We start from the raw sequence: 25,448 nt of genomic DNA, 5'->3' as shown, positions 1-25,448 counted from the left end.
GCGAGTGTGCATCTATAGCTTTCTTTTTTTAATCGGTATAATTTTGTTTTTGAAAGCTTCTTCAATACAAGGTGTGGAGTGTAGGGAATAAAGAAGATTGTTAACTTTAATGTATTAAAATCTAATAGTCTTAACGCTGTCTTGTCACTTTTAGAAAACAATAGCAGGCAAGTTTTGAGGCTTGGATTTAATCTTGCTTTGAGGATTAATTTTTTCTGCATCAATCAAGTTTTATAAACAAGAAGTGAAATCCAAGCCCTATAATCATTTGAAAGATTTAATTCTCCAAGTTTGGCAAAATATTCTTTCATACCAATTCAGTAAAAATATGATAAGATGCAACCTCTAAAATTTATACTAATTCTTGCTCTATTAATTTTGAATTTTGAATTTTGAATTTGTATTATCTTCTCATTCCCCTCGTAGGTTTTGGTGATTGCTCATATTTAGCTACTGTTTTAGCTATCTTCTGTTGTTCTTTTCGCCATAATTCTTCTTTAATAGTGGTCAATCTTTCTTGCAGTATCGGCGATTTTAAAACATCGGCAATAGTTTTCATCTCTAGAGTTTTCTGTTCTTTCTCCCAGGTTTCATGATTTTGAACCTGGGATTCCCATTGCTGGATTGTTGATTCTAAGTTTTGTTTTTGAGTAAATAATTCTTTAATAGTTCCTATAGTTTCTAGTTGTTTATTTAAAGCCGAGTTATATTTATTACTCAATTTATGAAGTGGGAAATATTCCATTACTCTGATAGCTTTCTCTTGAATAGCATGTTCTATCCATAAACTGTCAAGTTGTTGTTGTAATTGATTAATTTGGCTAGAAATTGCTTGTCTATCAATTGTCGGTGGCAGTTGTGCTACTGAATCTGAGAAATATTCATTAACAGCTTGTTCTAAGTACAGTAACTCTTGGTTAGTTAGTTCATTGATTACTTTGTTGAATGATGAAAAAGTAGTTTTATCTGAAAAACGTTGTTGCAGTCGTTGTTTACGTTCCTGTTCATTCAACTTTTTGGGCGGTGCAGGTGGGATATGTCGCTGTTTATTGTTGTTATCTCGCCATGTTTTGAGGGTTGATGCTGAGGAAAATGCCTTTTCGTATGCCAGTGGCCCCATTGCCACAATCAAATCATCAACTCCTTTATTAGGGCCTGGCAATGTCACCACACTGACCCTAGCGCCCTGTTCCTCCAATAATCTACCAGTGCGCGAGATGGCAATTTCTATATGTTGCAGAGTTTCAGGTCGCGTCTCGTAGTCAAAGCAGAAACTAATTTCCCGGTCTGGCGTGGCGAAAACAGCTAACTCATCCATGAGTCTAGCTTTCATCTTTTCCCTCTTCTCATCTTTACTGCGATAACCGGCGTAAATCCCTGGTAGTCCAATGGCAGGGTGTCCCTGACTCAACAGACTGGCAGCTTTCTTGGCTCCCTCAGTAATTGTGACTGGTAGATTGTGCTTCCAAACACAGTACCAAAATCCGCTTGTGCGATCGCACTCGCTTGGTTCTACCCCAAATTTTTCATACATACGTTCTGCAATATCATCCGGCACATCAAGCAGGAAGATACTCAGTTCAGTTTTTGGTGGATGCTCATATTTAATGAATTTGCCGGGTTTATCAGCTTTTTCTCTTGGGTTATTGGGTTTATAGCATCCCCATAACTTCCTATCGGGTTTATCTCCAGGCTGTAGGTTAGCAAAGGATTGAGGATTAACGCCAGCGTCACACCACCAGCCACCATCTTCAATGTGAGCATATTTGCTGATCATGGCATTGGAGAGTCTACCTGTGTTAGTGCGTGGTAGTTTGTCGCTGTACATCAGGTATTCCCAAGCTTCATGCTCCCAATCGAGAGTTTGATGCAGACTTTTGAAGTTAAGGGCGGCAATTTCTGGGTGAATGGCACTGTCTTCTACCAATTCTCGCAAGTGTTGAGAGTCTAGTCTTTCGGGGGCTTCACCCAAATTACCGGGAGTCCAAAATGCTACTTTTGGCTGTGCTGTTTTTAGGATTGGTTTTTTAATAACAGGCGGTTGAGTAGGAACGGGAGGCTCTTGAGCAGGGGTGCTGGGGAGCAGAGGGGAAGAATTGGGCGGAGGGGCTGGGGTGCTGGGGTGCTGAGGGGAAGAATTGGGCAGAGGGGCAGAGGTGCTGGGGTGTAGAGGGGAAGGCTTACTGTAAGATTGCTCCAGAGCTCCAGAGCTCCAGAGCTCCTCTTCTTCCGGGCTTCTAGCTACAATTACAGCATTTGCAACCTGTTCTTTCTCTAGTTTTGACTGGTGTTGCTTCTCCAACTCTTTCTGCCGCAGTACAAAGAGAGCATTTTCTTTAGCTTTACTCAACTGCGCTAAGGCTAGTAAATTGTCTTTATCCTCCGTGTATAGTTTCAAGTCATACCTGGCACGGCTAACAGCAACATAAAAGCTTTCCTGCCCAATAGTCTGATCCGCAGCTAGCAGCACCCTATCGGCAGTTTTCCCTTGGCTACTATATGTAGTGCTGACAATCGCATAATCTAAGTGCTGGGCTTGTTGTAGGTTTACTGATTCGGTTAGACCGCTATCTAAATACTGGATTTGAGCGTTATGAAGGTCAATGGCAGTAACAACAAACTCCTGACCGTTGCGCCGTCCTAATTGTCTATCGTTCTTTGTCCAGCGCAGGCGATCGCTCTTAGCTATTTCAATCCTTTGTCGTTGGTAAACTGCTTTATTAAATCCCGTGTCTACTTCAAGTTGCTTGCCATCGGTAGCCTTTAGTAGCAATCGGTCGGTGTCCTTGCCTACCACTTCATACAACTCACCCTTGGATAGCCCCCGACGCTTATAACTGCGAGTGGGCATAACCAGATCACCCAACTCAAAGTTGTGGGTGTAGCGCATTTGTACCGATGTCAGGTCTTTGGCTTGCAGTTGGGTGATATTGGTCGCGGTTCCTAAACTGCCTTCAGCTTTTAAATGCTCCCGAATGGCTTGGGTGATGGCTAAACGTTCAAAGTTTGTTCCTGCTAATACTAGGGTTCTTGTTCGTTCTTCGGGCGTGGATTTGATATAGTCAGCAGCGATCGCCTCAATTTTGGATTCTGGGGTTACAGTCTGGATGTAGCCATTTTCATCTAAGCGTTCAAATCCCTCTTGAATTCGACCGGATGCTACTAGGTCTACTGCTAATTTGAGTTTCGGCGCACGTTGTCTATTCGATTCGTTTAAGTGGCTGGTTTTAATTCCTGCCTGTTGCAGCGATTTGAAGGGGTTACCAGCTTCTACGGCGGATAACTGTTTTGTGTCTCCTACTAACAAAACTCTGGCTTGTTCAACAGTTGCCCGTTCTAAAAGAGCTAGGGCATCTTTGGCACTGAGTAACCCAGCTTCGTCTACTACCCATATTTGATTAAGCTCTGTTTGTTGGGGTGGTTCAGATACTAGCAATCTAGCAACTGTTTCGGCTTGGATATCCAACTCTTGACTCAAAACCTTAGCCGCCATTGAACTGGGGGCAAAGCCTTTGATGGTGTAGCCTGATGCGGTGGCGATCGCTTTTAGTTCCTTGAGTGCAAAAGTCTTACCAGCACCAGCTACTCCCTGCCATGCCATGAATTGGTCTGTTGTGGTTGCTGCATCTAGTACCGCTCGACGCTGATCTTGGTTTAAAGCAGTTTTTTCTAGGTGATTAGAAACTATTTCTCCTTGAGCAAGTGGGCTAACTTGACCCTGCCCCTTCTGCATCAATTTAATGGTTGCTAATTCTCGATTGACTGCTGCTAGGGTAGTAAAGTCGCGTTTATCTTGAGATAGGCTCAATAATTCAGAGTTAACTTTAATTAATGGCTCAATCAAGCTGACATCTGTGGCTAATCCCTGGGTGAGGATGAATTTTTCTAAGTCTTCCTGGGTGAATGCTACGTTTCTTTCTGAGCAGTGAGCGATCGCATCCTCTAGGTTCTCTTTGCTGACTAATCGGGGTTGTCTTTGGGTTTGTGGGTTGAGAGGTTGTACAAAGTTGATACCCAGTGCTAAGGCTTCTTCTTTCCAGGACGCTTTTAACTCTTGGAGGTTAATTTTCTGCTTCTTGTTACGGGTGGCAGTCCAAGCCGCTTCTCGCTCTGCCCAGGTTGCATCAGACCCTGCTGCATTTAATATCTGCTGTCTGCGTTTGGAGAATTCTTTGAGGTCTTCGTCTCGAAAGCCCTTAATCTCAAACTGCCCGTGCTTTTTAGGTTCTACCTGATACCCTAGTTTTTCTATTTCGAGAGCTAGGTAGTTTTGGTAGACCATGCCGAGAAATTTCTTATTTTTGAAAATCTCATCATTGAACAGGCTGTACCAAGAACCATGAGCTGGGGGGGCTGGGGGAGCTGGGGAAGCTGGGGAGGAATGCCCTTCTCCTTCAAAAACGCGATCACAAACAGGCAGATCTGGGATAGTTGGGGGAGAAAGAGAATTACTTTTTAATAACTCTTCTGTTCTTCTACTTTGTTCTTCTTCCTCCACTTCATGAGTTTCCTTCTCCAAGAGCTTCCCCCGCTTCCCCAGCTTCCCCTGCTCTAGATAAGTCATATTCATGACTAAAGCATGAGTATGCAGATGTGGGTCTAATTCTCTGGTTTCAATATGGTCAAATTCCGCGACTACTAGGTTGTTAGTCCGGATCAGTTGTTGCCCTTGTTCAGTTGTGGCTCTGGTGTAGCTATAACGTTGTTCAATCAGTTCTAATGTCTTTTGTACTGCTAACTGATGGGCTGTTATCAGTCTTTCATCCCCACCCACCAAGGCTTGCAAGCTGACGCTTTTCGGTGCAGAGAAGGTAAAGTCTGTTGCGGCGCGACGTTGAGATGAGTTCAACTTCCTAGCACAGAGGTTTTGGCTGCCGTCAGGCGATCTCCCATTAACAATGTTAGAGAATGTTTCCTGATAATTTACTGCTCCTGATAATCCCAGTTTCTTTGCACCTTGACCAGACCAACGTGAAGTACCTTCCTGATAATACCCTTCTAGGAAGTAATGTACTGCTTGTTGTGGGTCTGAGTTTTTAGCTGTTAACACTAACCACTCCTTTCATGAAATGTCAGGTTTAGCGGTTGGAATAATTCAGGTATTTGGTTAGGCTCACTAATGACAAATTCAAGTTCTATGTCTGGGACATTCTTGAGGAAGCTGATGGTCTTTTCAAAGTGCTGACCATTAACACACCAAACTTTGAATGAAGCATAAAGGTTGGGCTTTATCTCATAAAAAAATTTGTCACTTTTGGGTAGCTTTCTAAATACTTCCACAGCGTCCGGATGATATTTACAAAAGTTAAAACCTATCCAGTCAAGCGTTTTGAAATAGGCGATACGGACTACGATACTACCAGAATCCCTTGTTTTAGAAGATGAACCACTACTCCAGTAATGGCTGTGCTTCCAGAAACACATTGACATCATCTGCTGCGCTTGAGTCTTTAAAAGCGCAATAGTTACTTTTTGTAGTACTGAGTAATTCAAAACTTAATATTTGTTAATACGGCTTTGATACCTTTTTAAATTTTAAATTAAACTCCATTTTTTTGGGCAAAACTTTTTTGCGTACTGTGCGAAACTTTTTTGGGTATTTCAGAGGTGTTTCCCTTTTGGGAGATGTTGGGAAATATTGGGAAATCTGGGGATATAACTAATAATTATTGGTGCAAATTGGTGAGTTTTAAGATTAATGACAATCTTGTCAATAATGTATAATAATCATGTTGATTCTTGGGATTAATTGGGAAAGATTGGGACAAAAATCTACCTTTTGGGTAATATATTTTTTCTTTGTAGGGTAATATTGGTATTTATTGGAACTAAAATAACTTTTTAATAGTTCCCATCGATAAATAGAAGGCTTTTCAAACAAAATAGAACAGGGTATAGCATCGAAACCCTTGAAAAATCGTGCCTAATTCTTTATTAGCAGGATTTCGCAATTAATAGTCACAAAACAAAGAGGTAGCTGGCAGTGAATTTATTGCTCAGTCTTGACCCTGGTTCTTCCATGACTAAAATGATTTACCGTGTCCTTGATTCTATGCCATACAAGCCGCCAGAATTATTTTGTATGGAACCAGAGTTAATTGCCATTGCTAAAGAATCAATTGACCTGTACGAGTCAGGTAGGCTCAATAGCCCTAATCCAGAAAATGAAGCTTGGGTAGAATTTGACTCGGAATATTATGCAGTAGGATTTCTGGCACAAAAGCATTTTGAGGCTCAGGTCAAGTTGTCTGAACTCAAGTATGAAAATGCCATCCCCAAAGTGTTAGCCGCCGTAGGAGCGATCGCCACGAAGTTGGGATTAGGAACTAGCTTTTGTTTATCATTAGCACTGTTGTTGCCTTATGGGGAATGGGAAGATAGAGAGCGATTGGAAAGGGGTTTAACTGCGGCATTGTCTAACTTCTCCTTTCGTGGTCAGCAGTTTTCTATAAATCTCGAATGCTTTGAATGTATGCCCGAAGGTGGGGGGCTGATACTGACCCGAAGCAAAAAACTGGGGGCGAATTTTAATCAGTTGAGTATAGTTGTGTTGATGTTCGGCTTTCGGGATATCTCCGCCGTTAGGTTTGAGCGCGGATTATCTTCTGGCTCATCAGCTAGTTTGGGTTTGGCTTGGATGCTAGAAAAAATTAAAAACCGCACCTCTGGGCAGAATCTACAAGATTTACTATTGGCGATTCATCTTTCAGGAGCTACCCCTAAAGCTAAATACTTTAAATCTTTAGCCAGGAGTAAGAAAGCTGAATTCAGAGCCGAGGAAGTCACACAAATTATTGAAGTGGCGACTATGGCACGAAAGGAATACTGGGCGAAGGTATCAGATTGGCTTAAAAGTCATGTTCCTGCCAACGTTGATCAGGTGATCGTTGGCGGCGGTACATCTCAATATTTAAGTAACGAGCTAAAAGCCTTTTTTGCCCATACCAAAATTTCCTGGGCAGCTGAATTAGAAGAGGATGTGCGTCTAGCATTTAACTTACCTCCCCACAAAGATGCGCTCATTCTTCGTGTAACTGATGTTTACGGATTATTTCGATATTTGCAAAATCAGGTGACTTATTCACCTTCTCATGCTCTAGCAGACACGTAACTATGGAAAATAACACCATGCTAGAAGATTTGGAATTTCGTCTCCGCACCAGAACTTTAAGAGATAGTTCAGAAGCTATCTTACTGAACTATCTTAACTCCAAAGCTACTCTCTATCCTTCCAAGGATATGGCGATGATTGCACTGATGAGTTATTGGCTACCATTAGCCTATCGCGCTGCTGGTCAGGTGGCTAAGGAGAATCTAGAACAAAGCATTAAAGATTGTATATATCGCTTGAAACTTCACCAGCAGTATTTGCAAGAAATGCTGGCAGGAGGTAATGGGAGTGTGGCAGATGATTTAATTGATTCCCTACCTGCAAACAGCCATCTGGGTCAATTATCAACAACTCAGTCTGAGCAGTCAGTGGTGAGTAATCAATTACACGATAACCACGCAGATATAACTACTCTGCAACAAAATGAGGAGCCTGTGGACAGTCCTTCTGAAGAACAAGAATGGTTTAATCCGTTGAAACCTCGATAGCACAACGCAATTTCACTTCATTTTGATTAAGGAATTCTTTTATGTATCGTCAGTCAGAACTTTCTAATAGCATTACACCAGAAGAAATCATCAGAACTTTGTCTCTGTGTGGTATTACCCAAAAAGAACAATATACAGAGGATGAAGCTGACTGCTTCCGCGAATGTCGTAAATTAATTGAGCAGGGTAAAACTGACTCTGAGGTGATAGAAGCGTTAAAGCAGCGTGATGCTGTTGCAACTAAAGTTCTGCCAAAACCTAAGAGACAAAAAAATTCTGCTGGCTCAGATGAAGCCCAGTCAGATGAGCCATATGCAGACACTGAACCAAAGGATATTTCTCAATTACTGGCATTAGCCAAGGAGCGAGTAGGCACAAGAATTACGCTCTCGGAATCTCTGGAGATTTTGCTGTCTTGTGGACTCCAAGACCAGGATGAATATAACCAAGCCGAGTGCTTACGCTTTCTCGAAGCTTGCGATTTAATTAAAAAGCAAAACAAATCCGTTGAGGAAGTGGCACAACATTTTGGGGTAACTACCGATAACCCTACACAATTTGAGGATGTAGATACAAATGAGCTTCTGCAACAACTAGGAGAGACTACAGCTTTACTGGGGGAAGAGGAGCGAGAGTTAATTAGGGAAATGGTGCGACAGAAAGCTAAGGGTGATATGGCTGGTTTGCCCAAGTTGTATTTGCAGTCCTTAATTGAGGAGATGAAATCGCCACAATTTCAACAGGAATGGCAGCAACTACGGGATGCTTTTAAAGCTAGGATCATGGGAAAAAAGCCAACTTCCCCAACATTCCCGCATCAGTTGCCTTTGATGAGCTTGCCACCGACATCGGAGAATGGGTCAACATCCTCTTAGATGAGGAAAAGCGGACTATTGAGGTCAAAGCACACAAAATTATTGAGGAAAAAGCCAAAAAGAGGGCCACAGAAATAGCCTTAACCAAGCTCAATGAATCTCAGCAATGGATTGAGGCTGAACATAAGCAAGCAAAACTACGTCGTCAGCGCTCTCAGGAATTCAAAGTTAATCTAATTTACTATGCGCGCTGGATGACTTCAGGGTGGTCAGGTTGGTTATTTTATCTGACTTCGTTTAGCATCTTCGCTTTCTTAGGTTTTGGCTTGGGGGTTAATTATCCATCTGTGATTGCTTGTCCAAGTCTGACAAGTTACTGCTATTTTTTCCGCTTGGATAAAACAACAGTGATTATTCCTCCTATTCCTCAACAAGAAACACGCCAAAAAAACTGAACAATACCTATTGAGAATTGGTCATGTATCCACTAAAGTTATTAGCTGGTTTGCAAACATCATCAAAAAAAACAAGCGGTCTCTGTCAGTTTTGACAGAAATTAAGGAGAGAGTTCAACTGGATATTGATACTCACTTCATTACGAATGAAGAACTTGACTACTTGGCTGAAGGCACTTGGGATGACTGGACTAGCTGTGGCAACATTCTAAAAAATTACCCACTTCCAGAAATAGACCTAAACGAAATTGATTGGCTAAAAGTTGGTGAGTTTCTAGTGGATGCTTTGCAACTGCGGCTCTGTCCTGAACAAGAGGATGAAGAGATTGATATTTTGGATTAGTTTATTTCTAATTTATCAATTCATATATTGACCCCAGAGGGATTTTTGATTTCCCTCTGGTCATTTTTGTTTATTAGTGACGGCTAAAAACGTAGACTTTGTTGTAGCTTTCTTCTACTGAATAGTAAGAGTCAATAAACCAATCACGGGCTATTGCTGACCAATTAAGATAGAAGCTAGGAATACCCATGTCTTCTAAATTTTTAATCAATCCCTGTTGTTCTAATTGGTCATAAACAAAGTCTTCTTCGCTTTCGTACTCACCCCAATAATGTTCTTGAAAATCCTCTACGCTAGCCTCACTACTGTCATATTCATAATAAGCTGCATAGGCTGAACCATGCTCTGATAAAATTTGAGCAAGTTCGGCTAGTTTTTCTATGCTTTCGTATTCTCCAAGATGAATACCATACCAGTTTTGAAAAGCATGTATTGCCCATTCTTCACAGGCTTCATAATTACGACAGGGCGACCATGATAACATCCATTCAATGTCCTCTTGAATGTCTGAAGCATCTTGTGTACAGTCGATCCACATTCCGTGTAATTTCCCGTTATTGTACGCAGATAAACAGGCTGCATAAATCTGTGGTGCATCGTCATCTTGACACTCACGCTCATGCTTGGGGAAAGGAAGTAAACAGCTTGCACCTTCAACTATTGGTAAGGCAACACCTGCTAAATTGATTGCTAAATCTACTGCCCTCTGTTCTCGAATTGGACAGATTAAAAGATTACCTTCAAGATGGCAGTTGTAAACTTGTTGGGCAACTAATTGAGCATCTTGTTCTGAGTGAAATATTAGGGTGTTAGAAAGTAAATTCATGTGTTAGAATCCTTCTGGTATTAAAACTCAGAAGAAGCACCTTTAGATTGGTCGTCGGGGGTGCTTTTTCTGTTGTGTATGTAAGAGTTTTGGATTTAGCGCTACATCTTAAAACTTCACGCTTCGGTATCGGTTCCGTTGCCGAGAGTCTTTTTGGCGCTCCATTTCCTATCTCCCACTCTTTTATTATCCCATATATATATGGGCATTTCAATATTTTCGCCTCTATTAAATGATTAAAATAATTAATGTATTGCCGTATATATACGGGTTTTGCTAAGATAGACTTATAGCAAAAGGCTAATTACTATGGAAAGAAACGATATTGCTACTCGCTTTCAATCAAAAGGAGTAGGAGTAAAATCTGGTGCAAAACCTATATCTGTACTGTTGCCAGAGGAATTAGATGCTTATGTGCGTAACAAGCCCAACCGTTCTGAATGGCTACGACAGGCTATTGCTCTTGCTGTGGCTAAGGAACAAGCGGAAGCTCAAAAGGAAGATTAATTGTAAATTTTGCTATTGAGCGATCGCGTTGCTTCCCGTTGTTGTTCCAAGTCATAACTCTAGTGGTTGGTATTAAGTATTTCTTTATAGACAACCAAGGGAATATTGAACCCTAACCATAGTTTTACCGTTAAAGAGAAATATAACTTATAGCGTTTCCCAGGCAACTGAAGTACACACGAACCTTTTATATCAAAACAATCAGCTTCAAAAACGTACCTCACTAGATTGAGAAACGCTATAATCGACTTAATAGTAGAAAGTCTAAGAAGTAGCACGCCACTTGCTACAACCGGGGGAACAAAGGGCTAGCAATAGCTCAAAAAGGTAAACCAAAGTCTTGAAATTATCACAAGGCAATTTTAATTTTAGTCACAGAAGTTGACCCCCATCAGAGATCGAGCCGATTAGTTAGTTACTGCTGACTGCTTTTAGTAGATCTAAAAGTTCTGCAAGTGCTCTGTGAAAAATAGCTGTCTAAGTGATTTTTTATTGAAAATTGGTGATTTTAAATATTAGTGTGGAATGGCTTAGCTGAGCTCGTAACAGCAAATCTTGCAGCAAAATCCTAATGCTTAGGACTAGGTGGCGCTAATACAGGTAATAATTTCTTCGCTTTTTTCGATGTGCATTCCGACTGCACCTTTAGCCGACAATTGACTGATTTGGGTTGCAAGTCGCATCATCGCTAATTCTCAGGCATCTTGAAAGCCTTGAGTAAACTGGGTTAATTCTTGGTTACGCCTACCTTGACCAAATAAAAGATTCCAAGCAGAGTTATTCATTAAAGCGCGAGTAGTGCGATCGCTATGCACATAATAAGAACAAGCACCAAAAACTAAGCCTTTTGGCCAATAACCAGCTTGACGTAGTTGTCAAAATTCCTGTCCACTCAAGTCGCTGGTAAAAGGTTTATTTGTGGGTGGACGGTTAGGTATGCGAATAGCAGTCCCAATCGCTGTAAATTCCACCATCCCCACACCCCAAACTTGACGACGCTGATGCAGACGTACTCCAATAATGCCATGAGCGCCTAACATCGCCGCTTCTGCTTGCATTCTACTCACAGTCAGTTCTCGTGCTGCTAGTTGCGCTTGAGTTAAAGCAGCTACCTCTCCGGTTTGGTTACGATAGCCCCAAAAATAACCATAAAATCCGACTTTATAAAAGCTAGTTCCTATCACCAAACCCACAGGTTCACAACCTGTTTCACGGGTGAGTAAATATTCATTGGTAGTTAAATCGCTTGTAAAGAAAGATTTGCCAGACTTTTTATCAATATCTTTGTGTTGTTTGACCCGATGAGTAGGAATGGTAAACCCCGCTTTAGGAACTGAAGAACTCTGTCGAGATATAGAACCTACTCCCAACTTAGTAGCAGTCCAAATCTGGTTAGTGAGTTTTGCGAATAATCCCATACATAGCAGTCCAATTTCATTGATGTGGGAAATTTATGTAGAACTGTTAGCCCAAAATAAACTTACTTAAAGCGGTGCGCATCTCGGTATTGCGAGATGATACTTGCACTAATGCTGCTGCTACTGCTTGACTCCATTCTGTAACTGATACTTCAGTAGTTTTAATTTTGACACCGCCTACTATTTTCATGACTTTAGCTCTTATACTTCCATAGCGATCGCGGTTGATTTGGTAGTGATAATCATCAAAGCAGAGGGTAACTGCTGTCACCGCACCTAAACCAAACAAAAATGCAGGGTACTAATGCCCTATGAAGCGTATTGGCTTTGGGACAGAGCCAACTGACCAACCGGAACTACCAGGTTGCAAAGGCTAAAGTTCCTTCAGGCACCTTGAAACTGCCAGTGATGGAGTTATTGTTAGTTATTGGTGGGATTGAAGTAAATTAATTTTGCGGTAAGCTTTTGTAATTAATCAGCATCCCCAAAGTCAAAAAGATAATGAGTGAATATCAATATTAAGAGTTTCAAGCATTAGAGCGACCATTAAATACATCAGAACAAACTTACATTAGTAGCTTTTCTAGCCGTGTACAGCTAACATCAAGAAGTGCAATTTTTACTTATAGCTATGGAGATTTTCGAGGCGAACCTAAAGAGCTTCTAGAAAAGTGCTTTGACATGATGTTGTATATGGCGAATTGGGGTACTAGACAATTAGTATTTCGTCTACCAAAATCGGTCATTGATCCATCAATTTTTGAGCCTTACTGTATACCCGAGCAAATTACAGTATTTACAAACTCAAGCTATATAATCTTAGATATCAATATTGATGATGAAGAATATCGAACTTGGATAGAAGGTGAAGGATGGTTAACTAGGTTATTGCAGATTCGAGATGACATTTTACAGGGAGATTTTAGAGTTTTATACCTTGCTTGGCTAAAAGCTACTTCCATCTCTATCTATGAAGAGCAAGAGGAGTTGCTTGAACCACCTGTACCTGCTAACTTGAATCAACTACCCATCTATTTAGAAGCTTTTGTAGAATTTTTTGATATCGACCGAGATCTGATAGCGTTTGCAACAGAAGAAAGTGTTTCGCAACAAGATGAAGTTGAACCAATAGAAGAATGGATTGGTGCTTTGTCATCAGAGGAGAAAAATGACTTTCTACTCAAAGTAATTAGGGATGAACCTAATGTTAAGCTTCAGCTTATTAAGAGACTAAGAGCAATATTTAAAAATCCAAAAAATTCTGGTAATGATAAGATTACTAGACGCTCTTTAGCAGAATTATTGGCAGGTGCTCAAGAGCAAAATGAACGCCGCAATAAACAGGAATTCCTGAGAGTACAACAGGAGAAAATCCTTAAATTAGAAGCACTGGCTTTGAAAGAAGAGCAAGTGTGGTTGGAAGTATACAAGCTAATCGAACTGAAGCAATCAAAACCTTATGAACAAGCAGTTGCATATCTTGTTGATTTGCGAGACTTGGCGGAACATCAAGGAGCGTTAGATGAATTTCAAGCCAGCATTCAACAAATACAAAAGGATTACAGTAGCCGTTCAGGTTTACTCTCTCGGCTGAAAAAAGCTAGATTGTTGGCACTTTGACCACTAAAATCAATGCAGCTTCTTGCTGTTTGAGCTAAAATTCGTATCCTCTTGCAATCCAATAATGCCAGTCAGCGATCGCTTGGGTGGTTTCCTCATCCACCTCAATAGGGTTGATTTCTGACAGGCGTGCAGAAAAAATATCGTCAATGTCTCCTTCGTGATAACGCACTTCTACAAACATATCGTGCAAACACTCATCCTCTGGGGACATCTCTATGGCTTCAACATCCCTTCCTTGTGGACGCTTACGGCTAATCCATTTTGCTGCAAAGGGAAAACTAATTCTGTCTTCCAGATAATAGTACCAACCCATTGCGCGTTCTTCTTCATCGTAAGCATCAACAACGGCTTCCATATCAATACGTTCTTCTCGCTCTTCGTCTCGTTCTACCTGTGACATGGGTTGTGTTTATCCCGATAAATTTAAACATTTACAATACAGTGCAATTGATGCTGATTTAAGGACGTTGAAACAAAGCATCAAGATAAACTTGAGCAACAAGGCGATCGCTATCAGCATTTTGTAGCAGAAACAGAGACACAGCCGCCGTTAATAAGCGGTTCTCATCCCAATCAGGATGCTGCTGCAAGTAGTCTTGCAGACACTCATGCAGGGGTGAGGGAATTTCGGTGAAGATGCTAACAGTTGCGTTCATCTAAAACCTCCAAGAGACCCCAAGAGTGTTGGGTCGTTGACACAATGAGAATTTCTAGCAAAAGCAAATCATTCTTTCACTACTGAACAAACTGTGTCAAATTTTGGATAAATTTATACAGTTTGTTCTACGAGTTCAAGGAACGATACAAGCTAGTCGAATTATTGTGCAACTAGAGAGGGTAGGTTTGTCAATGCTACGAAATATTAAGTACAAGTACAGAATAAATAAATATTTACGACAGAATCAGAGTTAGAGACAGATTTTTGTTACGTTACTTAATTAGAACTCAGTAAATAACCAGGCTGAACGCTAAGAAGATGAAATCCCCAGCCAAGTAACAAAAGCCTATGAGCTTGTAAACTCTTTGTGGAAAACTGCGGAAATAATTGTGGAAAAGCTGTGGAATTAATCTGGAAAAGCCCAGTTAATATTAAGATTTACAAAAATTTAATTGCACATTAGAATTTGAGAAAAATAAACTAGGCAGTATTCAAAGGTTCCTAGAAAAATTGCTGTATCTGCTTTTTGCACGAGCGCGTAAGTCATAGCACAGATGCCACTCAAATAGAAGTAATGCAAAGCTGTTGAGCAACTAGAGGGAGGCAACGCCCATGAATAAAGCTATTAATTCTCCAAGAGTTACAGAAAATGCACTTGACATACTCAAGGCACACACACCATCAACTTAATGTCTGTATCCGACTGTATTTAGCTTCATAAACTACATTCACAAAACTGTGCCTATAGCTTTTTTATTTATTACTTGCTAACCTACAGCAAAATCTGTAAATTGTCTTTTATAAGGTGAATGAAATCCGATAACAATGTCTTGTTTTGGAACTCCCATTAAAACTAGCTCTTCCGCAATATTTATCTCGGTTCCATTCCACTGAATCCAAACTTTTTCATTCTTGATATCGATGTGTATTGAACAACCATACACACGACGTTTATTTTCCCAGCCTACATTAACAAGTTGATAATGGTCGCGTACAGTATCAAATATTTGTTCTACTTCTACATCGCCATAAGAAGGTTTATAACTACCATATTTTGTCAAAAGTTGCTGTATGTATTCCCTATATTTTTCTAACTTATCCATCTTACTATCTCCTCAGTTTCAGTATCGTAAATCACTAGCTTTAATTGAAATTCCTGAATTTGAAGTTGTATAAATGGAAGCGTAAAAAAATCATTATAAGTTTCTAGATCAACAGCTAAATATAGGTGACGCTCTGGTTCTTTCTCTCTCAGAGCAGTACGATAGTTAAGGAATTGTCCCAGAGCCAGATGAAAATCAGTGATAGCTGATGGATTTAGAAAACTTTTGATTTCAACAGCGATTTTTTCACCTTCCTTTTCTGCTGCAAGTAACTTCTCTGCTCCCAAATCGATACGCATCTGAACTTGACCAAAATCAATATACAGAGGGTCGTTTGTAATATTCCACCTGTCTTTTTCCAAAGCTAATCTCACAATATCGTGAAATTTATCCTTTGCTGACATAACTTAATTTATTTATCTGAGAGTATTACCATTCTACCTCATCGTTAAGGTGTGCAAAGTACTATTGGCTCCTACCTAACTTATCAAGCGATGTCTACGATGGGATACGCCTACACATCTCACAAAACGGGAGCAAATTGCACTTTTAATTTAACCCGTACTGCAAAGTGATCGCATTTCTAATTCAACCTTTACTGTAAATGCAATTGCATTGGTTTATTACGCACATACAGCACTTTTGAGATAAGGGAGGTACACTAATTTTAGGGATACTTGTTAAACTTTGAATTTGATTCAGTTGCTGTACCTCATAAACATCGAATCTGCTGGAATTAATCAAAACTTTAATTGAATTCGCAGTAGATAGATGTCAGAATCCTAAATACTCTAGCTTGATAGTAGTGATCGCTTTTATGAGTAATACCAGTTATGGTGATGCTTTTTTGGAAAGCGCATTTTGCAATCGAAGTCTAACAATACGCTTTCCACCATAGTAATCAATTCACTAGTTTCAAATCTTCGCGCTTGGTGTTTGAGCCAACCATCTTGATCAAGTGCTGATTCAAGTAGCTTTGTGCTGAAACATAAAGGTTATCCCAAATTACCGGATTGCGGCAGATTTTAGTCCCAACTGTATTCCCAGCTAATTTTTCTGACACCAAGTATTTCCTGTAATAGTTAGTCCACAGATGTTGAAGGAAATCAAGAGCGAACTCATCAAAAGGAATAATCCAATTGTACTGCTCGTCCAAAAACACCCGATAAGCAGCAACAATGGGCATAGCAATATCAGCAGGCGCGCTAAACCCAAAAGAATATCGGCTATCTGGCAAGAGCGTATTCTTGCGTGGGTCAATTGAGGCTAAGTCAATGATTCCTTTTTTTCTGGGCTTGGTGATATGTTCCTCAATAGTCTTAAATAATTGTTGTTCAATCCACAATGCTTTTGGCAGTAGCGGCAGTAATTTCGATAGTCTTTGTCTTTCCGCTTCACTCAAGGACGGTGTATTACTGACAGGTGGGTGTTTGGTTCTACTCTTGCTGTCTGGGTTGTATTTGTTTCTGTCCAGGCAATTCATCAACTTAATCAAATGGTTGACGTTGCATTGCGGACTTTTGGGTGCACCGCTTTGGTTTTGGTAATAGGCAATGCGGAATTTTGTTTCTTGGTCACGCTCTAGTTGCGCTAAAAACTGTTTAATGAATTTATAATCACCCCTGGCATTGACCTTTGAGCGCGCATCTACAGGGGCAGATGTATTAGATGCTAAGGCGATATCTTTTGCTTCATCCTCGCTTAAGCCAATATGAATGGTAACTTTAACCCTGGCTTTCGAGAGGTCAAAGTTGTAGCCTCTGGCCTGTTGAAAAGCCAAAACCGTATGCCCCCCGTTAATGATGCCATCGCTACCACCTTCTTGTGCCTCAAGGATTTCTAACTCTAGCTGTGTCTTTTTACTGTTAGGCTTAACCTTATTTGCACACAGCACGATTCCGCCATGCCGCTCAAAGAATTTTTCAGGTTCAGTGGTCAATGAGTCGTAGATTTGTCTGTAAGTGGAACTTTTGCGGTTAGGTTCTCTGATATTGGGCTCTAATGGAAGGTCAGTGGGAAAGGTATCTACATGGGCGGTAGCGACAATGCAGTTAGAATTTGCATTGAAAAACTGATCTACTTTCAAAGCCCAAATTTTTGGCATAGTCTTCTTGTATGAGTTTGCAGGTGCTCTTCAAGAAGAATACAAAATTCAGAATCAAATGGCACGAAAGAAATTTCATTCTTTGTGCTCAAAGCGATCGCAACTGTTGTGCTTGCGCTTTGTCAAACGATTCTTTGACTTGAGAATAGAGAGTCGAATGGTTGGCTTTAAGCGCAGGGACATAATCGGCTTTTTCGGTGATAATCTGTTTGGCAATTTCGGTTTGTGTTCCCATTGCATCAATGGTGATGATAGTGCCATCCCAAAGGCGGTTGTTGGTTTCAATGCTACTGACACCACTTAATCAACTGATTCCGCTGATTCTTCCAAGTCTTCTAAGTCAACGAATTCCACCACATCCCTAGCACTGACCGCATACTCCTTAGCTAAAGTCGCCAGAGGAAACGGAAAAGGTAGAGAAACATCATGAGCAAAGTAAGGCCAGCGACCCCGAAGATTATGGACAAAGCAAGCTAATTGATCGCGTTCTATTCCTGGGTGATGAATAATGGCTATTTCCAATGGCTTGGGGTTTCCTGCTTGTAACTTGCCATTATCAAGCCGGGACTGTTTCTGCTGTAATGTATTTGTACCTTGTTCGGTATTTAACAGTTCTCTAAGACTTAGGTAAAGTGCTGTCTCCTTATCGTCACAAACATCTTGCCAGCAGAAGACACCACCCTTACTGATTCTGCTACCAGGAGAACCTTTAACAATACCTAGCGGAACTTCACCTCCACCTCCAAAGCGTAAGCGGACAACCAAAAGACGATTGATTTCAGATTCAGTCATGTGACGTTTAAATTCATCAGGTAAATCGTTGGCTGGTAGTTCAGGATTTCTCAGCCACGTCAGCATTTGGCGGGCATTTTGTGCTTCTGCCATGAATAGCACGCGCTCAAGTTTTTCATCTGCAATTGGAGTATTTAAACAATCGCGCAGACAGTCAGTCACAAATTTACTAAGAAGCTGCTGTTCGCTTCTAATATCGCCAGACTGTTGTTCGTTGCTAATGTCACTAGATGTTTCATCAGCAGAGGAATCAGGGTTCCATTTTTCATTCAGTAGGTATCCAAGTGCTTCTGGATAGACTACCCAGCCTTGGGTAGCAAATAAATAAGGGGTAGTAACCTGTACGGTTCCCGTTACTGGGTTCACTCGTACCATTAGCGCCACAGTGAAAGCTTTATTATTAGCTGTTGTTTTTCGAGTGCGGCGTAAAACATGGAAACAAGTCAACCACATATTTGGATCTATGCCATCCTTTTCAGTGTCGATTAAAGGTGCAGGCAAAATCCCAAATTGTCTTATTAAGTCCGATACGGCTCTTTGTACTCGATTTGGAGCATCTTTGGTGACATATTCCTCGCCATTCTTTTTACGATTTGTTAATGCGTGTATATGCTGATTAACATAGCCTGCTTGCATCACCCCAATCCGCAATGCTAGCTTGGGATCTGATTCAGGAATCAAAGGTTTGGGCTTAATTTCTATTAAGGCACCGCTTAATCCCTCTGGTTTAGGTAAATATGAAATAATTTGATGAATGCGTTTATCCATTAAATTAATGCGCCGTTGTTGTCTGTTATTACCTGCCACAGAAGGGTTATCAACATCAAATATCTGTGTGAGGTCTAAGACATGCTGAGTTTTAATATGCAGACAGCCGTAAGGACTTTCATAAATAGTTTCTTCTCCTGTTATACCAGGAATAGTTTCATATGTTTTTGCTTCCCCTTTGGGTAACAATAAAAGTAACTTACAAATTTCAGCAATCAACGCATCTCGACATTCTTTAGTTTCCCAAAGAATTAATATCGTGTTAGGCGAATTCTCTGACGAACTAAATGTTACAGGTGCAGCAATTTTGGATCGCAGCATTGGCGTAGATAAATCGTCAGGATTTTTCAGTTCTTTACTACCTTTCTTTTGTGGTTTTCCTGTTCCCCAGAAAGGCAGATATACACCTGATTTCTTTACAGCTTCACCAACTCGACGAACAGGGAAATTCTCTTGCTCAATTAGATTTTGAATAGCCCTATCTAAACTTGCTAAATCCAGTGGACTAACACCGGGAAGACAAGGTACATCGCCGCGATAGCGAGTGTCATAAGCAATAGCAGCTTGTATACCAATCGGATCGGGAGCAAATGCTGACCAATTGTAAACTGGTTCACTAGCTAAGGTGTTAGGATCTGGAAGTGGAGAGTCATTAATTTTAAGTAACTCGCTAATAGCTCTGGGCCATCTTGGTTCCCTCCCTTGTGATGTCATCGTTTGCTTGATTGCCAGAGGAATGAAGCAGAATGGTTGACTCTTGCCATCTAACCAGCGTCGATTATCACCAATAAAAGCGGTAACACCTCTGTAAGGTAGACTTTCCTTAGGCTCGGTAATCCATCGTCGAATTGAAAGTTGATGGTAAATAATTGGTTGATTGCGCCAAGGAACCGTCTGCAATTTGAAGTTGATGACAAAAGAAATGTTGGCAGTGCCAACAGATTTTTGATTTTTAATGAGTGGAACTTGTGAGGGAGGCCATGACATGAGTTCGGCTCCTTGGTTAAGACTGACCACTCGATAAAAAGTAAGTTGATACTGATTGTCCCAACCGAAAATAACCTGTGGCTTTTCCAGAAATTTCATAGCCAAGTAGTCTGGAATTGCCTGAAAACGAATATCTATGTTGTATGGGTTTTTTGCTGGCAGTTGCAAGGGATAGATTGTCGGCTCTTCCTCCCATTGCCAAGCACTATCATCAAGTTTGTCGAAAATAGACTCGACTTCATCATCACCTAAGTAATTGCTAAATTCCTCACGCAACCAATCTTTAATCAACCCAGGTAAATCGAAAAGCTCGGCGCGTTCCGCGGCTAATAGCCAAGGGACACCAGGGCGTTGCCAGCCATGACGAACTGTCTGAACGATTCTGGGAAAACTCGCAGAGATAATACGGTCAAGAGAGTAGACAGGGACGGAAGGATAACCTTTACCAAGAAGCTTGACACGTTTTTGCGCCAGAGATTTAGCAACTTGCTGCCAAGCTATAGGAGCATGAAGAGAAAAAAGCTCGTATTGCTCATCCTGAGTCAGTTCCCAAGCTCCAGGAAGAATATATTTAAAACTCATAATGTAATCCCTTTGTTGTTTTGAGTGCTCTGAAGAAAGCTCCGTACAGCGATTTGGCTAAACTTCTTTGCCAAGGTTGGTTGCTTTGTGCATCTATAGCAAGTTGAAGTTCTTGAATAATGCCAACTAAAAGTGAGGTGACTTCACTATCGAGTTGGCTGTCAACTGATTTAGGTGCAAACTTGGTATCTAGAAAATGGACAATGCAAGGTACACCACCCCGTACTAAGCGGCCAACAATTTGCCAAATACTTACAAATTGCGTCCAGCAGAGTACAGACCGTTCATCATAGGTCAACTGCTTGAAGGACATTGCTCGACAGTTCAAGTCAAGCATCTTTGCTACCGCATATTGGTAGAACTCATTTTCTACATTCTTCAGCGTCAGAGCATCACCTCGTTTTTGCATTGCTTGATAAAGACTCAAATCGGCAGACCTTTCCAGTGCCCAATGATTAAGCTGCTGGACGGTAGTTTGCCAGTCATCAGGAACTGGCATTGGTCGGCTCAAGAATACCGCCGCCCCAAATGCAGCTATCCGGTTCTCGTTGAGAATATTGTGACCCCGCTCCAGTGCCATTAAAGGAGCAACGACAATCTGAGTGGGAAGTTTAGCGACATCTCGTATTTTTCCCCGACGGATACCACTCAAGTGAGCAGGAGCATTGTCACGGCGTAGGGTGGTAATGCCATCAAGATTTTCAACGCGGTAAAGGGGTTTTAAAATCGATTCAACCAACTCTGCTTCGTTATAGCTATTAGTGATCAGCAGCAAGCGTTGGCGATCTTTCCACCGTTTTGGGTCTTTGTGTTCTTTCTCTTTTAACGTTTCAAATAACTCAGCAATAAAGCTTTTGGCTTCTCCAGGGCTGCGACAAATAGCTTTAACCATATCATCAGCAGCTTTTTTTCTCTCAGCAGGCGGCAGTCCAGACAAAGCAATATGATATCCTGCTGTGTTTTGTTGAGGTTTGAAGAAAAATTCACTTTCGCTAATTCCTGCGTCACCAGCAGTGTCATTATCACTAGCAGGTTCTAGCAATATAGTAGGCTTGGTTGTGATGTGATAAGCAGGTGTTCCTGGAGCGTAACTCGTACCTGAAATCAGCACTGTATGGGGGCCTTGCCAACCATCAACAGCAAACAGAGTGGAGAAATTAAGCAGTAAATAGCGACCCAGCCCAACATAGCGGAAATACTCTAACTTCCCACCAGATATGTTGCTGCGGTCACGGGTATATCTAAAACCCAAGATATTGCCAACTGGTGAAGATGGCACAACTGGCAGATAGTCACGGGGTGGGCGATACACTAAAGCCAAACTAGTATCGTGTAGATCAATGACCCGCGCCCGCATCAGTGCGTTGAGGTTGTCAACTAAAAAACCCAGTCTGTCGTTGAGTACCGTCACCAGGATAGCTAAGTGCATATGGCGCTTAACTTCTTCAAACTTGGTTTTTTCTTCAATAGAAATTCCTAGAGATTCCAACCATTTGTGCAACCAATCAGCAACCTCAGCTAATGCCAAAGCATCATTTTCGGCACTAAGTAGGCTCAAGGCAAGGTCTGAAAGTTCTCCTCCTTGCCGTCGATTCAGGGGAGATTGCAAAAATCCCTCTAGTGTTTGCATGACTTTTTTACGGCGCTGGCGTTCCTCTTCAGGAGGTAAACCCGCCTCTATCCGTTGATGCCGTTGTTTGCTGCGTTCGGCTCGGCTGAACTGGGGAGATAATTCTTGTTCCTCAGTTTCCGGTGTTTCCAGAATGTCGCGGATAATATGGGCGAACAGCGAACGACCTGTGAAGGGGTTATGTCCCACCCATTCCACCAGTTTTGGCTGGTTGTGAAGTCGAGGGAGAATTAGGTCTGTAGCAATTTGAGCGTAGTCATTGGCTCTTTTTGCCGCAGCCACAAGTTCAGCTGCCATGCTGCGGCGATCTGAATTGTAAATGGTAGTAGCAAATTTGATTCCTAACTTATTTAATAAGGAGTTTCCAGAGGCATCCACTAAGACTTCATCAGGGGCACAAGCTTCATCAAACTGTACCTGTACTCTGTCAGCTTCATCAACGAAGAAAAACTCACATTCACGGTAAACGGCTTCAGCGAAAGTTAGTTTTTCGGCAAAAACTTGGAGAGGAACACGAGTATGAATAAAGCTGGCTGGGGTTAATACCCACAACATAGCTTGGGCTATGTCTTGTTCTAATTGGTGACGCGGACATTTGTAATAAAAGGGACAGGTATATTTATCTTCAGTCTCACCCTCCTCCAAATCTTCTAAATCCTCATCTTCTGCGTTGGAATGATCGTTCTGAGTTAGGGTTTGTTTTTGGTAAAGATTATGGCAGGGTTCGTCGCCAAACTCCCACTTATCCTCTGATGGCACTAAAGCCAGTAGCGGGCAGACGGGACTAAACCAACGCCATGCGGGGTGAATTGCTCCTGCTTCTATTTCTTCACCCTTGGTGGACAAAATCGGTTCATAAACTTTTTCTAAGTGTTGCAAGCGATCGCTGCTTCCCAACACAGGGGCCGCCAGAATTCCCAAGCCATCTCGAAATAAAGAAGCGATACGCACTGCTGCGACAACATCATTGACAAGCAATGCACAGCGATATCCTTGTTTGGCAAAGTGGTAAATGAGAACTTCCAGCAGTGTAGATTTGCCCACGTTCAATAAACCGACAATGTGGACAAGTTGCTCTAGTTCCAGTTCGGTATCTGCTTGGGAAGCTTGAAAATCATCTATTGATGAGTCGTATAACCTTAAGGCAATTCCTTTAAGGCGTTGATGATAATTTTCTGGCTCATACTTAGCTTGCGCTAGTTTTTCATCCATTTCTTGAGCAGTTTCCCATAACTTTTTTAAAGTAACGGTATAGCTAGGGTTAATGCCCTGACGCGTGCGCTGAAAAGATATTTGTGGTGAAGGCGCAAGATTAGCAACAGTTTCCGGAATATTTATGGGAACCTCGACTGGAGAATGACCATTGTGGGAAACTTTGGCATACCAGTATCCAGAAGTTGCTAGTTTGACTTTTCGTTTTTTGTGTTGCGGAGTGATTGATAGGGTTTGGCGATATAGCTGTAAGCGCTGGGGGTAGGTGCTAGACGGGATACATTGGGGAACATCGTTAATATCGTTTAAGCTGAATATTCTGATAATTTCAGGTAGTTTGATATATTCAGCCAAAGAGCGTTCCCATTGCCTTCCTTTGCGGCGCACGAGGTAAAAACGCGCTTTTTTTACAAGGAGCCAGTTTTCATCACTTTTAAGTGCTTCGACAGGGAAACGGTATCCCAAAAGTAACGTTGATACAGAAGTTGCACTTTCTTCTTTTGCTACCTCCATCAGTAAAGTCAACCCTAATTCGACCTCAGCAATCAGTAAGGCAAGACGTGCTATTTCCCGCTGCTGTAGATTAGCCTCCGCATCAGGTAAGGTCTCTTCTACATAAGCTTTTAATTCCTGTGATTTGCGAAGGGCTTGGCGTAATGGCTTGCCCCATTGAGAAATGTTACGCATGATTTTTCTTCTCCAGAATTTTTTTAGCCTGGGAGATAATTTCGCTAACCAGCTTCAAACGCACAGAGTCTAATTCAGGTTCGAGTCTTTGACGTTCCACCTCAATTCGCAATACATCATTTCGCTCATCGGGAAAGACGATAAAGGTTTCTGTAGTATCAAAGCGATACTGCACTTTCTTCAAACGCTGCTCATCAAGGTACGACCAATCTTTGACATCAATCGCCCAGCGGACTTTCTTGCTAAACTCCACGAGTAAGTCGAATTCATCAATCTCCGGCCAAAGAGTGACGCGTACTCCCAGTTTTGTAAGGGCTTGGGCTAGCTGAATTTCCCAAATTCCTGGCAGTGTGCCGTACCGATGTACGCCAGGAGTAACAGCTTTCCAATTTTCTGCCTCATGCTTGGGAATTTGCGGTTGGGGAGGGAGGCGGAGTTTTGCACTCAGCTGTTCACAAGTCATGTTCCGACAGTTATAAGTTCCATCTCGACGACGGCGCATTATATATTTGCAGCGGGGGCAGAAATGGTAAGTACTTTCACTGGTTAGGTCAACTAAATCTACATAGATTTGCAATAAGAAATCGCGTAGAGGTCTTAATTGAGATGAAGACAAAAGGCGGCGATATTCAGAGTATGGGAGGATAGGACGCTCAATAATCAGCTTTCTTAAAGTGCGATAATTTTCTTCTAGTTGGTTGGCTCGACAGTATTCCAGAACATCTTGCAGGACTTTCTCTTGCACCTGCATTTCTACATCAGCACCCGTAACCTGCCACTGGAGGGCAAAGTCAGAAGCTATCCCATCTTCTATAAAAGTGACTTCCGGCGAAAGGTGTTTAATCTCTATTGCGGGTTTCCATTGAACAACTGGTTTTTTTGCCCAGTCAAAAAATTCTGGCAGGTTTGAAGGGGCCTGTTCATCTCCAGAGAGCAAAGATGTTAAGTACATTCTGGACATCCCCACGCGCAGGGCTTTGGGAATATGCGATCTGTGTTCGGGTTCTCGTTTCTCCCATTCTGTCAAGCCAGTGGCCAGATATCGCAATGTTTCTGTTACAGGTATTTGTAGCCCAGGTTCTTCTGGGTCAGGGGTAAGCAAGCGAAGGCTGCGAGCAGCATTATCTTCCCAATCCACATCGATACCTCGCATCGTCTGCAACCATCGTTGCAGCGTTGCTTTCTGACGGGGTTGCATTCCCAGTTCAGCACAGAACTCTTCCAGAGTGGGTGCCTGTTTGTGAATGCGAAACCATTCCCGTAGCGCTGCCAAAATTTTGTCTCGATGTCTGGTGGCTTTCATCGATCAGTCTCCTAATCGCGCTTGTTTGCCCAATTT

At 41.7% G+C, this 25,448-nt stretch carries 19 protein-coding genes and 1 pseudogene; 6 read left to right on the top strand and 14 right to left on the bottom strand.

Going from position 1 to position 25,448, the window contains the following annotated elements:
* Positions 1–403: 403 nt before the first annotated feature.
* Both mobF and AACU25_RS34240 read right to left on the bottom strand, forming a co-directional pair.
* Positions 404–5,050 carry a MobF family relaxase gene (mobF, locus tag AACU25_RS34245; RefSeq protein WP_096583336.1) on the bottom strand — a complete coding sequence of 1,549 codons (4,647 nt, stop codon included), beginning with the start codon at positions 5,048–5,050 and terminating at the stop codon, positions 404–406.
* On the bottom strand, positions 5,050–5,493 hold the full coding sequence (locus AACU25_RS34240; protein WP_321206865.1) for a hypothetical protein: 444 nt from the start codon (positions 5,491–5,493) through the stop codon (positions 5,050–5,052). The genes mobF and AACU25_RS34240 overlap by 1 nt, the downstream gene beginning before the upstream one ends.
* Positions 5,494–5,983: 490 nt before the next feature.
* On the opposite strand from AACU25_RS34240, the gene AACU25_RS34235 reads away from it, so the two are divergent.
* The 4 genes from AACU25_RS34235 to AACU25_RS34220 all read left to right on the top strand — a co-directional run bounded on the left by AACU25_RS34235 (position 5,984) and on the right by AACU25_RS34220 (position 9,212).
* Positions 5,984–7,111, top strand: coding sequence for a ParM/StbA family protein (locus AACU25_RS34235; RefSeq protein ID WP_321206864.1), 1,128 nt, complete (start codon positions 5,984–5,986; stop codon positions 7,109–7,111).
* A gap of 2 nt (positions 7,112–7,113) precedes the next feature.
* Positions 7,114–7,599 carry a hypothetical protein gene (locus tag AACU25_RS34230; RefSeq protein ID WP_096583332.1) on the top strand — a complete coding sequence of 162 codons (486 nt, stop codon included), beginning with the start codon at positions 7,114–7,116 and terminating at the stop codon, positions 7,597–7,599.
* 41 nt (positions 7,600–7,640) lie between these two features.
* Entirely contained in the window at positions 7,641–8,474 is an 834-nt protein-coding gene (locus AACU25_RS34225) for a hypothetical protein (protein ID WP_096583330.1), read from the top strand.
* A gap of 486 nt (positions 8,475–8,960) precedes the next feature.
* Positions 8,961–9,212 carry a hypothetical protein gene (locus tag AACU25_RS34220; RefSeq protein WP_321206863.1) on the top strand — a complete coding sequence of 84 codons (252 nt, stop codon included), beginning with the start codon at positions 8,961–8,963 and terminating at the stop codon, positions 9,210–9,212.
* Between the two features lie 73 nt (positions 9,213–9,285).
* On the opposite strand, the gene AACU25_RS34215 is transcribed toward AACU25_RS34220, so the two are convergent.
* Positions 9,286–10,038, bottom strand: a complete 753-nt coding sequence (locus AACU25_RS34215; protein WP_096583324.1) for an antirestriction protein ArdA — start codon at positions 10,036–10,038, stop codon at positions 9,286–9,288.
* 309 nt (positions 10,039–10,347) lie between these two features.
* On the opposite strand from AACU25_RS34215, the gene AACU25_RS34210 reads away from it, so the two are divergent.
* Complete coding sequence (locus AACU25_RS34210; protein WP_096583322.1) at positions 10,348–10,545, top strand: ribbon-helix-helix domain-containing protein; 198 nt, start codon at positions 10,348–10,350, stop codon at positions 10,543–10,545.
* Between the two features lie 875 nt (positions 10,546–11,420).
* Here AACU25_RS34210 and AACU25_RS34205 read toward each other — a convergent pair.
* Together AACU25_RS34205 and AACU25_RS34200 are read right to left on the bottom strand one after the other, a co-directional pair.
* Positions 11,421–11,963, bottom strand: a complete 543-nt coding sequence (locus AACU25_RS34205; RefSeq protein WP_096583321.1) for a heavy metal-binding domain-containing protein — start codon at positions 11,961–11,963, stop codon at positions 11,421–11,423.
* 46 nt (positions 11,964–12,009) lie between these two features.
* The gene (locus tag AACU25_RS34200; RefSeq protein WP_190445994.1) at positions 12,010–12,234 is read right to left on the bottom strand and encodes a hypothetical protein; all 225 of its coding nucleotides are present in this window, start codon (positions 12,232–12,234) and stop codon (positions 12,010–12,012) included.
* A gap of 422 nt (positions 12,235–12,656) precedes the next feature.
* Here AACU25_RS34200 and AACU25_RS34195 point away from each other — a divergent pair, with 422 nt between their 5' ends.
* Positions 12,657–13,583, top strand: coding sequence for a hypothetical protein (locus AACU25_RS34195; protein ID WP_321206862.1), 927 nt, complete (start codon positions 12,657–12,659; stop codon positions 13,581–13,583).
* Between the two features lie 34 nt (positions 13,584–13,617).
* On the opposite strand, the gene AACU25_RS34190 is transcribed toward AACU25_RS34195, so the two are convergent.
* The 9 genes and pseudogenes from AACU25_RS34190 to AACU25_RS34150 form a co-directional block, all read right to left on the bottom strand.
* Entirely contained in the window at positions 13,618–13,986 is a 369-nt protein-coding gene (locus AACU25_RS34190) for a calcium-binding protein (RefSeq protein WP_096583317.1), read from the bottom strand.
* Positions 13,987–14,044: 58 nt separating this feature from the next.
* Positions 14,045–14,242, bottom strand: coding sequence for a DUF2811 domain-containing protein (locus AACU25_RS34185; protein WP_096583315.1), 198 nt, complete (start codon positions 14,240–14,242; stop codon positions 14,045–14,047).
* A 769-nt stretch (positions 14,243–15,011) separates the two neighbouring features.
* Entirely contained in the window at positions 15,012–15,347 is a 336-nt protein-coding gene (locus AACU25_RS34180) for a XisI protein (protein WP_096583313.1), read from the bottom strand.
* Positions 15,335–15,751, bottom strand: a complete 417-nt coding sequence (locus AACU25_RS34175; protein WP_096583311.1) for a XisH family protein — start codon at positions 15,749–15,751, stop codon at positions 15,335–15,337. The genes AACU25_RS34180 and AACU25_RS34175 overlap by 13 nt, the downstream gene beginning before the upstream one ends.
* A 497-nt stretch (positions 15,752–16,248) precedes the next feature.
* Complete coding sequence (locus AACU25_RS34170) at positions 16,249–17,451, bottom strand: AIPR family protein (protein ID WP_096583309.1); 1,203 nt, start codon at positions 17,449–17,451, stop codon at positions 16,249–16,251.
* A gap of 112 nt (positions 17,452–17,563) precedes the next feature.
* A pseudogene (locus tag AACU25_RS34165) lies at positions 17,564–17,710 on the bottom strand (ISAs1 family transposase); the annotation flags it as partial.
* 41 nt (positions 17,711–17,751) lie between these two features.
* On the bottom strand, positions 17,752–20,580 hold the full coding sequence (locus AACU25_RS34160) for a pPIWI_RE module domain-containing protein (protein ID WP_096583305.1): 2,829 nt from the start codon (positions 20,578–20,580) through the stop codon (positions 17,752–17,754).
* Positions 20,570–24,109, bottom strand: coding sequence for a pPIWI_RE_Z domain-containing protein (locus AACU25_RS34155; RefSeq protein WP_096583303.1), 3,540 nt, complete (start codon positions 24,107–24,109; stop codon positions 20,570–20,572). Before AACU25_RS34155 ends, AACU25_RS34160 begins: the two co-directional genes overlap by 11 nt.
* Complete coding sequence (locus AACU25_RS34150; RefSeq protein ID WP_096583301.1) at positions 24,102–25,412, bottom strand: restriction endonuclease-related protein; 1,311 nt, start codon at positions 25,410–25,412, stop codon at positions 24,102–24,104. The genes AACU25_RS34155 and AACU25_RS34150 overlap by 8 nt, the downstream gene beginning before the upstream one ends.
* Between the last annotated feature and the right edge of the window lie 36 nt (positions 25,413–25,448).

This window comes from Tolypothrix tenuis PCC 7101 (assembly GCF_963874875.1).
In the GTDB taxonomy this organism is placed as follows: domain Bacteria; phylum Cyanobacteriota; class Cyanobacteriia; order Cyanobacteriales; family Nostocaceae; genus Aulosira; species Aulosira tenue.
Note: the sequence above shows the minus strand (reverse complement) of the source record. Positions and strands in the feature narration are given on the sequence as shown.

Coding starts and splice junctions, on each gene's coding strand:
- AACU25_RS34230 (WP_096583332.1), top strand. CDS start 7,114: ATGGAAAATAACACCATGCTAGAAGATTTGGAATTTCGTCTCCGCACC.
- AACU25_RS34225 (WP_096583330.1), top strand. CDS start 7,641: ATGTATCGTCAGTCAGAACTTTCTAATAGCATTACACCAGAAGAAATC.
- AACU25_RS34215 (WP_096583324.1), bottom strand. CDS start 10,038: ATGAATTTACTTTCTAACACCCTAATATTTCACTCAGAACAAGATGCT.
- AACU25_RS34210 (WP_096583322.1), top strand. CDS start 10,348: ATGGAAAGAAACGATATTGCTACTCGCTTTCAATCAAAAGGAGTAGGA.
- AACU25_RS34205 (WP_096583321.1), bottom strand. CDS start 11,963: ATGGGATTATTCGCAAAACTCACTAACCAGATTTGGACTGCTACTAAG.
- AACU25_RS34195 (WP_321206862.1), top strand. CDS start 12,657: ATGGCGAATTGGGGTACTAGACAATTAGTATTTCGTCTACCAAAATCG.
- AACU25_RS34190 (WP_096583317.1), bottom strand. CDS start 13,986: ATGTCACAGGTAGAACGAGACGAAGAGCGAGAAGAACGTATTGATATG.
- AACU25_RS34185 (WP_096583315.1), bottom strand. CDS start 14,242: ATGAACGCAACTGTTAGCATCTTCACCGAAATTCCCTCACCCCTGCAT.
- AACU25_RS34180 (WP_096583313.1), bottom strand. CDS start 15,347: ATGGATAAGTTAGAAAAATATAGGGAATACATACAGCAACTTTTGACA.
- AACU25_RS34175 (WP_096583311.1), bottom strand. CDS start 15,751: ATGTCAGCAAAGGATAAATTTCACGATATTGTGAGATTAGCTTTGGAA.
- AACU25_RS34170 (WP_096583309.1), bottom strand. CDS start 17,451: ATGCCAAAAATTTGGGCTTTGAAAGTAGATCAGTTTTTCAATGCAAAT.
- AACU25_RS34160 (WP_096583305.1), bottom strand. CDS start 20,580: ATGAGTTTTAAATATATTCTTCCTGGAGCTTGGGAACTGACTCAGGAT.
- AACU25_RS34155 (WP_096583303.1), bottom strand. CDS start 24,109: ATGCGTAACATTTCTCAATGGGGCAAGCCATTACGCCAAGCCCTTCGC.
- AACU25_RS34150 (WP_096583301.1), bottom strand. CDS start 25,412: ATGAAAGCCACCAGACATCGAGACAAAATTTTGGCAGCGCTACGGGAA.